The sequence below is a fragment of the Pseudomonas sp. BT-42-2 genome, assembly GCF_025847435.2.
GTDB classification, from domain to species: domain Bacteria; phylum Pseudomonadota; class Gammaproteobacteria; order Pseudomonadales; family Pseudomonadaceae; genus Aquipseudomonas; species Aquipseudomonas urmiensis.
On sequence record NZ_JAOYTM010000006.1, the window covers coordinates 335,644 to 347,846 of the forward strand.

Sequence of the window (12,203 nt, forward strand, 5' to 3'; positions counted from 1 at the left end):
AATTCTGATTTTGTCCTCAAGGCTGTCCGAAGTGGATTTAGGGAAATATCCTACGCACGCTGTCGAACGCCGTTACCTTCTCAGTGGGAACTCGTACCTCTAGGCTTCATTTCGTCGCTGAATAACTCGGCGATGGGGTGTGGTAACCCCATTGGAATAGGTATCAGAGTCGTCTATGGCGGCTGTGCGCGGGAGGCTTTCGAGCCTGCCGGGTCTGGTACCTCTCCGGTTTACCACCCCGCGTGCAGCTGCCACCCATTCGTGTGGTAACGAATGATGTGCCAGCTTCAATTATTGAGGTTGCCATGACTAGAAAGCTCGTACCGGATCCGCCACTTCCTACAACTACCGCTCACCCCTTCGGCCGCTGCGATGCCGGCCACCCGCCGCTGTATTCGATAAACCCCAACATCCCCATCGAAGACGCCTTGGTCCACGTAGCCCTGCACCTGCGCTGTGCCTACGAAACAGGCATGCAGGCGATTGATCATCTGCGCGAAGAAGGCCGCGGCATGTTCTGGGCGAACCTGCATGCGGTCGAGGCGGCTGAGGGGGTGGTTGAAGCGTTGCTCGACAGCTTCGAGTCCGGGACATTGAGCACGCGATTGGCGGTCTGAATTGACGCTATCGCGGGGCAAGCCCGCTCCCACGTGGACCATGAGCACCGCGAAAATCCTCCGGGTCACACTTACAACGTGGGAGCGGGCTTGCCCCGCGATTGGGCCGCAAAGCGGCCCCACTGGCTTCAGGGCAGAAGCACCGTCGAACCCACCGTGCGCCGCGCCGACAACTCAGCCTGCGCCTTGGCCGCTTCACTCAGCGGATAACGCTGCTGGATATCCACGGTCAGCTTGCCACTGGCAATCATCGCGAACAGGTCATCGGCCATGGCCTGGGTGTTCTCGGCATTGTTGGCATAGCTAGCCAACGTCGGGCGGGTCACATACAGCGAACCCTTCTGCGACAGGATTCCCAGGTTCACCCCACTGACCGCGCCCGAGGCATTACCAAAGCTCACCATCAGGCCGCGCGGTTGCAGGCAATCCAGCGAGGTCAGCCAGGTATCGGCGCCAACCCCGTCGTACACCACTGGCACTTTCTTGCCGTCAGTCAGCTCCAGCACGCGCTTGGCGACGTCTTCGCGGCTGTAGTCGATCGTCTCCCAGGCGCCCAGCGCCTTGGCCCGTTCGGCCTTCTCGGCCGAGCTGACGGTGCCAATCAGCTTGGCTCCCAGAGCTGCCGCCCACTGGCACGCCAGCGAACCGACCCCACCGGCAGCGGCGTGGAACAGAATCACATCGCCCGGCTGTACGGCGTAGGTCTGCTTGAGCAGGTACTGCACGGTCAGGCCCTTGAGCATCACCGCAGCGGCCTGCTCGAAGCTGATGCTGTCGGGTAGCTTGACCAGATTCGCTGCTGGCAGGGTGTGCACATCGCTATAGGCACCCAGCGGGCCGCCGGCATAGGCCACGCGGTCGCCGACCTTCAGGCGGGTGACGCCCTCGCCCACGGCATCGACCACGCCGGCGCCTTCGGTGCCCAGGCCCGAGGGCAGCGACGGTGGTGCATACAGGCCACTGCGAAAATAGGTGTCGATGAAGTTCAGGCCGACGGCCTGGTTACGTACACGCACTTGCTGTGGGCCGGGTGGGGCCGGGTCGAACTCGACCAGTTGCAGGACTTCTGGGCCGCCATGTTGGCTGAACTGGATACGCTGGGCCATCTCGCACTCCTGTTGTCGGGATTGAAGCAGGCCTTCTATCGGACGCCTTTGCTTGATCGCCGTCAACTGCGGCGGGCCAGTTGCCGGTGGTATGCTACGCGGCGAATTCTTCCCCTGCCCCTTCCAGGTGACCCGATGACCAGCCGCACCGAGGCCGTGAAGGCCTATCTGCTCGACCTGCAAGACCGCATCTGCTCTGCCCTTGAAACCGAAGACGGCGGCGCCCGCTTCGTCGAGGATGCCTGGGTGCGCGAAGCCGGTGGTGGCGGGCGCACACGGGTGATCGGTGAGGGCAAGGTGATCGAAAAAGGGGGGGTCAATTTCTCCCACGTGTTCGGTTCAGGCCTGCCGCCTTCGGCCAGCGCTCACCGGCCGGAGCTGGCTGGACGCGGCTTCGAAGCGCTGGGCGTGTCGCTGGTGATCCACCCGCACAACCCGCATGTACCCACCTCGCACGCCAATGTGCGTTTTTTCATCGCCGAGAAAGAAGGCGAGGAAGCGGTCTGGTGGTTCGGCGGTGGCTTCGACCTGACGCCCTACTATGGCAACGAGGAAGACTGCGTGCATTGGCACCGCGTCGCCGAGCAGGCCTGCGCGCCGTTTGGCGCTGATGTCTACCCGCGCTACAAGGCCTGGTGCGACCGCTACTTCCACCTCAAGCACCGCGGTGAGCCGCGTGGTATTGGCGGGTTGTTCTTCGATGACTTGAACGAGTGGGACTTCGACACCTGCTTTGCCTTCATCCGCGCCATCGGCGATGCCTATGTTCAGGCCTACCTGCCAATCGTCCAGCGCCGCAAGGACACCCCCTATACCGCTGAGCAGCGCGAGTTCCAGGAATACCGCCGCGGGCGCTATGTTGAATTCAACCTGGTCTATGACCGCGGCACCCTGTTCGGCCTGCAGTCGGGTGGCCGTACCGAGTCGATTCTCATGTCGCTGCCGCCGCAAGTGCGTTGGGGCTACGATTGGAAGGCCGCGCCGGGCAGCGAAGAAGCGCGCCTGACCGAGTACTTCCTGCAAGATCGCGACTGGCTCGGCCAGTGAGCCCTGTGGATAACCGAGGAGCCCTCATGGACCAGTACGTCGTTTTCGGCAACCCGATCGGCCACAGCAAGTCGCCGTTGATCCATCGCCTGTTCGCCGACCAGACCGGCCAGGACATCGAGTACAACACCCTGCTGGCGCCACTGGATGACTTCAGTGACTGCGCACGGGGCTTCTTCAAGCAGGGCAGTGGTGCCAACGTCACGGTACCCTTCAAGGAAGAGGCCTATCGTCTGTGCGACAGCCTGACCCCACGAGCCCAGCGCGCTGGTGCGGTGAATACGCTGAGCAAGCTGGCCGATGGCACGCTGCAAGGCGATAACACCGACGGAGCGGGCCTGGTGCGTGACCTGACAGTGAATGCTGGGGTCGAGCTGACGGGCAAGCGCATCCTCATCCTCGGTGCCGGCGGCGCCGTGCGTGGGGTGTTGGAGCCGCTTCTGGCGCATAACCCGCAGTCGGTGGTGATCGCAAACCGCACGGTGGAAAAGGCTGAACAGCTGGCGCAGGAGTTCGATGAACTTGGGCCCGTGGTCGCCAGTGGTTTTGCCTGGTTGCAGGAGCCGGTCGACCTGATCATCAATGCAACTTCGGCGAGCCTGGCGGGTGAGATGCCAGCGATTGCCGAGAGCTTGGTCGAGGCCGGGCGCACGGTGTGCTACGACATGATGTATGGCAAGGAGCCAACCCCGTTTTGCCAATGGGCCAGCCGGTTAGGCGCCGGGCAGGTGCTGGATGGGTTGGGGATGCTGGCGGAGCAGGCAGCTGAGGCGTTCTTCATCTGGCGTGGGGTTCGTCCCGAGACCGCGCCGGTGCTCGACGAGCTGCGTCGGCAGTTGGCGCGCGGCTGAATTTGAGATTGTGGGGCCACTTTGCGGCCCTTCGCGGGGCAAGCCCGCTCCCACCTGGGTTCACGTTGTCCCTGTGGGAGCGGGCAAGCCCCGCGATGTGGGTCTCACTGTTCAAAGCGGATCGGACACAACTCAGCCCCTTCCAGCTTCTGCAACTCTTCAATCACCTGCGGGCGCGCCCTTTGCAGGGTCAGGCTGCCGCCATTGCGGCCTAATCTCCGCGCCTCGCGGTGCAGCATGTCGACCCCTGAGTAATCGATGAAGTTGACCTGCCGCGCATCGATCACCACGTGCGGCCCCTGGCAGCGCTGCAAACGCACCTGCAGGTAATGCGCGGCACCAAAGAAGATCGATCCGCCCACCCGCAGCACATCCGCCTGCCCTTCTCGACTCTGCTGCACCCGTGGCCGCGAGGTGCGCTTGAGGTAGAAGAACAGCGACGCCAGCACCCCTGCATAGATCGCTGTCTGCAATTCAAGGAGCAGCGTGGCGGCAGCCGTCAGCGCCATCACCAGGAACTCGGCGCGGCTGACCCGGAACAATGCACGAATGCCGCGATGATCCACCAAGCCCCAGCAGATCAACAAAATGCTCCCGGCCATGGCCGGAATCGGCAAATGCGCGATCAGCCCGGCGCCGGTCACTGCGAACAGCGCCACCCACAGTGCCGAGAACACCCCGGCCAAGGGCGAGCGGGCGCCGGCCTCGTAGCTCAGGCCGGAACGGGTGAAAGACCCGGACGACAGGTAGCCGGAGAACAACGCCCCGACCATGTTCGACAGGCCTTGGGCGCGGATCTCTTGGTTGGCGTCGATCAGTTGTTCGGAGCGCGCCGACAGCGAGCGGGCGATGGACAGGCTGGTCACCAGGCCGAGCATGCCGATCGCCACGGCGCTGGGGAGCAGGCGCAGGATTAGTTCCAGGTCGAGCAGTGGCAGCGGGCTCAGCGGCGGCAGTTGGCCAATGAACGCCGGCACCCGTGGCACGTGGCCGAACATGCTCGGCATCAGCCAAGCAGCCAGGCTGACCACGATCAGACTTATCAACAGGCCGGGCCAGCGCGGGCGCAACAGCTTGATCACGATGCCGATCAACAATGTGGCCAGGCCCAGGCCCAGCGATGGCAGGTCGACGTCCCCGGCATGGGCAAGCAGATCCTGGAGGGTTTTTAGCGCTGTAGCCTGGCTGGGCAGGTCCATGCCCAGCAAGTTTGGCAGTTGGCCCAGGGCGATGACGATAGCCGCGCCGAGGGTGAAGCCGAGGACCACCGAATGCGAGACGAAGTTGACCAGCGCACCGAAGCGCAGCAGTCCGAGTAATAGCTGAAAGGCGCCGCCCAGGAAGGTCAGCAGCAGGATCAGGGTGACGTAGTCGGCGCTGCCGCTGACGGCCAGGGGGCTGATGCTGGTGTAGAGGACGATCGAGATTGCCGCGGTGGGGCCGCAGATCAGGTGCCAGGACGAGCCCCACAGGCAGGCGATCAGCACCGGCACGATGGCCGCATACAAGCCGTATTCGGCGGGCAGGCCGGCGATCAGGGCGTAGGCGATCGATTGCGGCAGGGCCAGGATCGCGCCGCTGAGGCCGACCAGCAGGTCCTGGCGCAGGCTACGGCGCGATTGCCGGGGGAGCCAGGCGAGGAACGGCAGCAGGTGGGTCAGGCGGGGCATGGCGATCTATCCAAGGTTTGCAGTGTTTGAGCGGGCGCTATCGCGGGGCAAGCCCGCTCCCACGAATTACCCCTAGGTAAAAGGATGTTGCGTGGGAGCGGGCTTGCCCCGCGATGAAAGCGCCACTATAGCTTGGCTTGGACCGCCGTCAGCGCATCACCACCCTCTTTTGCCGTCACCCCAGCCAACCAACCCTGCAGCCGCTCGGGATGCGCCTTCAGCCATTCCTTGGCCGCCACATCGAAGCTCACTTTGTTATCCACAACCTGCGCCATGATGCTGTTCTCCATGTCCAGATCGAAGCTCAGGTTCGCCAGCAGCTTCGCTGCATTGGGGCAGGCTTGTGGATAACCCTTGCGCACCAGCGTGTACACCTCGCCTTTACTGCCAAACCACTGCTCGCCGCCGGTGAGGTAATGCATCTTCAACTTCACATTCATCGGATGCGGGGTCCAGCCGAGGAAGGTGATGAACTGGTGCTTCTTCACGGCCCGCTCAACCTGGGTGAGCATTGCCTGTTCACTGGACTCGACCAGTTTCCATTTGCCCAGGTCGAACTGGTTTTTATCGATGATTTCTTTGAGCGACAGGTTAGCCGGCGCGCCAGAGCCGATCCCATACACCTTGTTGTCGAACTGTGCGGCATGTTTTTGCAGGTCGGCGAAGTCCTTGACCCCGGCATCCCACACGTAATCAGGTACCGCCAGGGTGAACTCGGTGCCTTGCAGGTTGCGGCTGAGTTTCTGCACATCGCCGTTGGCGATGAACTTGTCATGAAAGCCTTGGTGCGCGGGCATCCAGTTGCCGAGGAAGGCATCGACCTTGCCGTCCTTGAGGCCGCCATAGATGATTGGCACCGCCAGGCTGTCGATCTTCACCTGATAACCCAGGCTTTCCAGGAGCAAGCGGGCGACGGCGTTGGTCGAGGCGATATCGCTCCAGCCAGGGTCGGCCAGTTTGACCGTGCTGCACTGTGCGTCGCTGTCGGCGTTGGCGGTGACCGCGCCCAGGCTCAGGGCCAGGCTGATCATGGCGGTGGAGAATGTGTTCATGGCGGCCTCTTTACTCAATCGATAGGTGCGGGCTGTGGATAACGTGCCTTGCGCTCGAGGTCGTCGAGATCGATGTGATTGCGCATGTACTGTTGGCTGGCGTCGACCATCGGTTGATGGTCCCAGCTGTTCAGCTTGCCGATGGCCAACGCTTGCGCCACCAAGCGGCGGCGGCGCTGACTGGCCAGCACCTGCTGGCGCAGGCTGGGGATATCCCAGCGTTGGCGGGCCTGATCGACAAATGCCTGCAGCAGCGCCTGGTGTTGCGGGCTGCTGGTGAGGTTCTCCCGCTCGTGCGGGTCGCGGCTCAGGTCATAGAGTAAACAGGGGTCGTCTTCGCTGTACACGAACTTGTACGGGCCGCGGCGAATCATCATCAGTGGGCCGATCGTGCCTTCGGCCATGTACTCACCGATCACTTCGTCATGGCCGCCCTGCCCTTGCAGATGGCCCAGCAGCGAGCGGCCGTCCAGGTGCAGATCGGCCTGCACCTGGCCACCGGCCAGTTCGACCAGGGTCGGCAACAGGTCACAGGTAGACACCGCGGCGCTGACCCGTCCGGCAGCGAACCGCTTGGGTGCATGTACCAGCAGGGGGACGCGCGCCGACATCTCGAACCAGTGCATCTTGTACCAAAGGCCACGCTCGCCAAGCATGTCGCCATGATCGCCGGAGAACACGATCAGGGTGTCATCGCTCAGCCCGCATTCCTCCAGGGTTTGCAGCAGCTTGCCGATGTTGTCGTCGATGTAGCTGCAAGCACCGAAGTAGGCACGGCGGGCGTCGCGGATCTTATCCACAGGCAGCGGTTTGTCCCACAGGTCGTAGACCTTGAGCAGACGTTGCGAATGCGGGTCGTGCTCGTGCTGCGCCAGCACCTCGCCCGGCATCGGGATATCCACAGCCTGGTATAGATCCCAATAGTGCTGGGGAATGGTGTACGGATCGTGCGGGTGGGTCATCGACACGGTCAGGCAGAACGGCTTGTCGTCGCCTGCACGGACATGGTCATAGAGGTATTGGCGGGCCTTGAACACCACCTCTTCATCGAAATCCAACTGGTTGGTGCGCACGCACGGCCCGGCTTGCAGCACCGAAGACATGTTGTGGTACCAGCTGGGGCGCTGCTCGGGTGCGTCCCAGTTCACTGCCCAGCCGTAGTCGGCCGGGTAGATGTCGCTGGTCAGGCGTTCTTCGTAGCCATGCAACTGATCCGGCCCACAGAAGTGCATCTTGCCTGACAGCGCCGTGCGGTAGCCGAGGCGGCGCAGGTAGTGGGCGTAGGTAGGCACGTCGGCAGGGAAATCGGCTGCGTTGTCGTAGGCGCCAATACGACTGGGCAGCTGGCCGCTGACCAAGGTGAAGCGCGAGGGCGCACACAGTGGGCTGTTGCAGTAGGCGGCGTCGAATACCACCGCCTGCTCTGCCAGGCGGCTGAGGTTCGGCATCTTGATCGGCGAAGGAACGTAGATCGGCAGCATGGGCGCGGCCATCTGGTCGGCCATGATGAACAGGATATGGGGTCGTTTCATGCTGGCTTCCATCGTCGAGAGTTATGCGAGCGGCTTGCGATCGAGGATGCGACTGTGGATAACATGGGTAAAGCCCATGGCGGGCAATGACTGGGATTAGCTGAGCTTATGTTTGAGCACCTTGCCGAGTTGTCGCTGGATACCTTGCGGGTGTTCGAGGCCGCTGCCCGTTTGCGCAGCTTCACTGCGGCGGCGCTGGAGCTGGGGACAACCCAGCCGGCGGTGAGCCAGCAGGTCAAGCGCCTCGAGGCGCAGCTAGGCGCGCGGCTGTTCGACCGGATCTACCGGGGCATTACCCTGACTGAAGCGGGGCAGCTTCTGTTCGAGCAGGTGCATCAAGGTTTGCAGGCGATGGATGAAGGTGTGGCCCAGGCCAGCGGCCACAGCCAGCGTGAAGTGCTGCAGGTGGCGACGGACTTTGCCTTCGCTGCTTTTTGGCTGATGCCACGTTTGCAGCGTTTTCATGAAGCTTATCCACAGGTGGATGTGAGCCTGGTGACCGGCGAGCGCAGCCAGGGCATGTTGCGCCCGGATATCGATGTGGCTGTGTTGTTTGGAGATGGGCGCTTTCATCAGGGCGAAAGTCGCTGGCTGTTCAATGAAGAGGTTTTCCCGGTTTGCAGCCCACGGCTGATTCATGGCAAACCCTTGTCAGCCGTGGCTTTGCAACGATTGCCATTGCTGCATTTGCGCGGTGAGCAGGCCAGCCGCTGGTTTGATTGGGCGGGGGTATTTCGTGGCTTGGGTTTGTCCAGCCCACCGCCAGCTGGGCAGCTGCGCTTCGACAATTACACCTTGCTGATCCAGGCTGCGATTGCTGGGCAGGGGGTGGCGATTGGTTGGGCGCATCTGGTCGACGGGCTGGTGGAACAGGGCTTGCTGTGTCGGCCATTGCTGGGCAGTTTGCGCTCGGAGCGTGGCTATTACGTGGTGCTGCCACCGCGTAAGCGGCGTGGGGCGTTGATCGAGCGGTTTGTCGATTGGTTGGAAAGTGAGCGTCGCATTTGAGGTTTTTTGGGGCTGCTGCGCAGCCCTTCGCGGGCAAGCCCGCTCCCACAGGTTATTGACGCCGAACCGCCGCGAAGGGCTGCAGCCCCAGAAGCTATGACACGAAGTTCACATGCTCGCCCCGATGCAGATCCAGCTCCAGGCAATCGACCATCCCCGCCGCGACCCCGGCCAACCGCCGCAAAGGCGCAGCCAGCCCCGGTTCCAGCGTTCCATCGGCGCTGCGAAAATGCTCGATGCCCAGCCCTGGCGCGTCTTGCGGTGCATTGATCAACGTCCAATGCAGTCCACTGCGTTGCAGCACATCGACGATCTGATTGGCCTCGTCGACCTGCTGCCCCGGCGTATCCAGCACAGCAAAATCGCCCACCAGCAACAGCCGGCGTATAGTCGTGCGCTCAAGCCCAGCCACCAGTGCCTGGCTCATCTGCCGCTGCGCCAGCCAATCGCCGGGTGCCAGCGCCGAGAGCAAGACGATCACCGCGGACCCTCCAGCCACGCTTTGTTGCGCCTGGTCAGCATTGCCCAGCCCGCCTATCTTGAAGTGCAGGCCTGGGCGCGGCGCCTGGCGGTTGAGGTCGTCAACCACTGCGGTAATCTCGTGCTGGCGCGACAGCAACTCGACCGCCAGTGCACTGCCAAGGCTGCTCTGGATCCCGAACAGGACCAGTTTGAAGACTGGGGTTTCGGCATTTTTCACCTGATCGCTCCCTGTGCCGGTGGGGATGATCGTTGGACCGCATTCAGGAGTTATCGTGCAAAGGATCAAGGGCTATCACGCCCATATTTACTACGATGCGCAGACCATGGAGCAGGCCCGGGCGCTGTGCGAGGAGGCTGCGCGGCTGTTTGGGGTGAGCATGGGGCGTATGCACCAGAAGCCGGTCGGGCCGCATCCGGACTGGAGCTGCCAGCTGGCCTTCGAGCCGGAACTGGTGGGGGTGGTGCTGCCGTGGCTGGCGCTGTATCGCAAGGGTCTGGTGGTGTTTCTGCATCCACTGACGGGGGATGAGTTGGCCGATCATCGCGATCATGCGATCTGGATGGGAGCGGTCAGGCCGCTGGATCTGTCCATCTTCGAAGATTAATCGTGGCCTTTTCGCCGGCAAGCGCGCCGCCACAGCAATAGCGCTAATTGTCACAGCTGCGCATTCCCTGTAGGAGCGGGCTTGCCCGCGAACGAGGGCGAAGCCCTCGCAAGACAGGCGACTCAGTTACGCGCCGAGCGCACCCCTTCAGCCAGCGCCGAACACAGGCTCAACACATCGCTGACGGCCTGATCGGCATCTTTGGCCTGGGCAATCTTGTCGACCAGCGCCGACCCTACCACCACCCCTTCCGCCAGGCGGGCGATCGCAGCCGCTTGTTCTGGAGTACGGATACCAAAACCAACGCTGACCGGCAGATCGGTATGCCGACGCAGACGCGCGATTGCCTCGCTGACGTGCTCGGTAGTCGCGGAACCTGCGCCGGTCACACCCGCTACCGAGACGTAGTAGACGAACCCGGAGCTACGCTCGAGCACGCGCGGCAGGCGCGCATCGTCGGTGGTCGGCGTGGTCAGGCGGATGAAGTCGATGCCCGCCGCCTGGGCCGGGGTGGCCAGCTCGGCATCGTGCTCTGGCGGCAGGTCGACGATGATCAGGCCATCGACGCCGGCTTCTTTCGCTTGGGTGACGAATTGCTCCACGCCGAAACGGTGGATCGGATTGTAGTAGCCCATCAGCACGATCGGCGTGGTCTGGTTGCCGACGCGGAACTCACGGACCATCTGCAGGGTTTTCGCCAGGGTCTGACCGGCTTCCAGGGCACGCAGGGTGGCGAGCTGGATGGCCACGCCATCGGCCATGGGATCGGTGAACGGCATGCCCAGCTCGATCACGTCGGCGCCAGCGCCAGGCAGGCCCTTGAGGATCGCCAGCGAGGCGTCGTAGCCGGGGTCGCCAGCGGTGATGAAGGTGACCAGCGCCGAGCGGCCTTCGGCCTTCAGGTCGGCGAAGCGTTGTTCAAGACGGCTCATGCCTGTTTCTCCTGGGCGGCCATGTGGTTCATCACGGTTTGCATGTCTTTGTCGCCACGGCCGGACAAGCACACGACCATCAGGTGGTCCTTGGGCAGGGTCGGCGCGCGCTTGATCGCTTCGGCCAGGGCGTGGGAGCTCTCCAGGGCCGGGATGATGCCTTCCAGGCGGCAGGTGGCGTGGAAGGCATCGAGGGCTTCGTCGTCGGTGATGCTGACGTACTCGACCCGTTTCACTTCATGCAGGTAGGCGTGCTCCGGGCCGATGCCTGGGTAGTCCAGGCCTGCCGAGATCGAGTGGGCGTCGGTGATCTGGCCATCGGCGTCCTGCAGCAGGTAGGTACGGTTGCCGTGCAGCACGCCGGGTACGCCGCCGTTGAGGCTGGCGGCGTGTTTGTCGGTGTCGACGCCGTGGCCACCGGCTTCAACGCCGATGATCTGTACGCTGGCGTCATCGAGGAAGTCGTGGAACAGGCCCATGGCGTTGGAGCCGCCGCCTACGCAGGCAATCAGGCTGTCGGGCAGACGACCTTCTTTTTCTTGCAGCTGGGCACGGGTTTCCTTGCCGATGATCGACTGGAAGTCGCGGACCATCGCTGGGTACGGGTGCGGGCCGGCAACGGTGCCGATCAGGTAGAAGGTGTCGTCGACGTTGGTCACCCAGTCGCGAAGCGCTTCGTTCATGGCGTCCTTGAGGGTACCGGTGCCGGCGGTGACCGGAACGATTTCGGCGCCGAGCAGCTTCATGCGGAACACGTTGGCTTGCTGGCGCTCGATGTCGGTGGCGCCCATGTAGATCACGCACGGCAGGCCGAAGCGTGCGGCGACGGTGGCGGTGGCCACGCCGTGCATGCCAGCGCCGGTTTCAGCGATCAGGCGTTTCTTGCCCATGCGCTTGGCCAGCAGCACTTGGCCGATGCAGTTGTTCACCTTGTGCGCGCCGGTGTGGTTGAGCTCTTCACGCTTGAAGAAGATCTTCGCGCCGCCGCAGTGCTCGGTCAGGCGCTCGGCGAAGTACAGGGGATTGGGGCGGCCGATGTAGTCGCGCTGGAAGTAGGCCAGCTCTTCGAGAAACTTCGGGTCGGCCTTGGCCGCTTCGTACTCGCGGGCCAGGTCCAGCACCAGCGGCATCAGGGTTTCTGCCACGTAGCGGCCACCGAACGAGCCGAACAGGCCGTTGGCGTCGGGGCCGGCGCGGAATTGGGTCTGGGTCATGGGGCGCTCCAGGGCGTTATGAATGAGTGATGGGCTTTACTCTAACCACGACAGGCTCGCCTGAAAACCGATAAGATTGCTATAAC

Annotated in this window: 12 protein-coding genes; 5 read left to right on the forward strand and 7 right to left on the reverse strand. The window is 63.2% G+C overall.

The genetic code is table 11. From position 1 onward, the window contains the following. Positions 1–305 precede the first annotated feature (305 nt). A complete protein-coding gene (locus tag OIU19_RS06165) occupies positions 306–617 on the forward strand; it encodes a DUF3077 domain-containing protein (RefSeq protein WP_264234180.1) in 312 nt (103 codons plus the stop codon). Positions 618–745: 128 nt separating this feature from the next. Here the strand turns inward: OIU19_RS06165 and OIU19_RS06170 are convergent, their stop codons facing one another. Continuing rightward, positions 746–1,723 (reverse strand): NADPH:quinone reductase, encoded by a 978-nt coding sequence (locus tag OIU19_RS06170; protein ID WP_264234182.1) that lies wholly within the window; start codon positions 1,721–1,723, stop codon positions 746–748. Between the two features lie 135 nt (positions 1,724–1,858). Here OIU19_RS06170 and hemF point away from each other — a divergent pair, with 135 nt between their 5' ends. Both hemF and aroE read left to right on the forward strand, forming a co-directional pair. Then, positions 1,859–2,770 carry an oxygen-dependent coproporphyrinogen oxidase gene (gene hemF / locus OIU19_RS06175; protein ID WP_186553152.1) on the forward strand — a complete coding sequence of 304 codons (912 nt, stop codon included), beginning with the start codon at positions 1,859–1,861 and terminating at the stop codon, positions 2,768–2,770. Positions 2,771–2,796: 26 nt separating this feature from the next. Beyond that, positions 2,797–3,621 carry a shikimate dehydrogenase gene (gene aroE, locus OIU19_RS06180; RefSeq protein WP_264234184.1) on the forward strand — a complete coding sequence of 275 codons (825 nt, stop codon included), beginning with the start codon at positions 2,797–2,799 and terminating at the stop codon, positions 3,619–3,621. Positions 3,622–3,725: 104 nt separating this feature from the next. On the opposite strand, the gene OIU19_RS06185 is transcribed toward aroE, so the two are convergent. From OIU19_RS06185 to betC, 3 genes are all read right to left on the reverse strand, one after another. Next, on the reverse strand, positions 3,726–5,291 hold the full coding sequence (locus OIU19_RS06185) for a SulP family inorganic anion transporter (protein ID WP_264234186.1): 1,566 nt from the start codon (positions 5,289–5,291) through the stop codon (positions 3,726–3,728). 125 nt (positions 5,292–5,416) lie between these two features. Next, positions 5,417–6,343, reverse strand: a complete 927-nt coding sequence (choX, locus tag OIU19_RS06190) for a choline ABC transporter substrate-binding protein (protein ID WP_264234189.1) — start codon at positions 6,341–6,343, stop codon at positions 5,417–5,419. Between the two features lie 14 nt (positions 6,344–6,357). Beyond that, positions 6,358–7,875 carry a choline-sulfatase gene (betC, locus tag OIU19_RS06195; RefSeq protein ID WP_264234190.1) on the reverse strand — a complete coding sequence of 506 codons (1,518 nt, stop codon included), beginning with the start codon at positions 7,873–7,875 and terminating at the stop codon, positions 6,358–6,360. Between the two features lie 108 nt (positions 7,876–7,983). Here betC and OIU19_RS06200 point away from each other — a divergent pair, with 108 nt between their 5' ends. Beyond that, complete coding sequence (locus OIU19_RS06200; RefSeq protein ID WP_264234192.1) at positions 7,984–8,883, forward strand: LysR family transcriptional regulator; 900 nt, start codon at positions 7,984–7,986, stop codon at positions 8,881–8,883. A gap of 94 nt (positions 8,884–8,977) precedes the next feature. Here OIU19_RS06200 and OIU19_RS06205 read toward each other — a convergent pair whose 3' ends face one another. Continuing rightward, positions 8,978–9,583, reverse strand: a complete 606-nt coding sequence (locus OIU19_RS06205) for an NAD(P)-dependent oxidoreductase (protein ID WP_264234194.1) — start codon at positions 9,581–9,583, stop codon at positions 8,978–8,980. 55 nt (positions 9,584–9,638) lie between these two features. Here OIU19_RS06205 and OIU19_RS06210 point away from each other — a divergent pair, with 55 nt between their 5' ends. Beyond that, a complete protein-coding gene (locus OIU19_RS06210; RefSeq protein ID WP_264234196.1) occupies positions 9,639–9,971 on the forward strand; it encodes a DOPA 4,5-dioxygenase family protein in 333 nt (110 codons plus the stop codon). 122 nt (positions 9,972–10,093) lie between these two features. Here OIU19_RS06210 and trpA read toward each other — a convergent pair whose 3' ends face one another. Beyond that, positions 10,094–10,903, reverse strand: a complete 810-nt coding sequence (gene trpA / locus OIU19_RS06215) for a tryptophan synthase subunit alpha (protein ID WP_264234198.1) — start codon at positions 10,901–10,903, stop codon at positions 10,094–10,096. Next, on the reverse strand, positions 10,900–12,117 hold the full coding sequence (gene trpB, locus OIU19_RS06220) for a tryptophan synthase subunit beta (protein WP_264234201.1): 1,218 nt from the start codon (positions 12,115–12,117) through the stop codon (positions 10,900–10,902). Before trpB ends, trpA begins: the two co-directional genes overlap by 4 nt. Positions 12,118–12,203 lie beyond the last annotated feature (86 nt).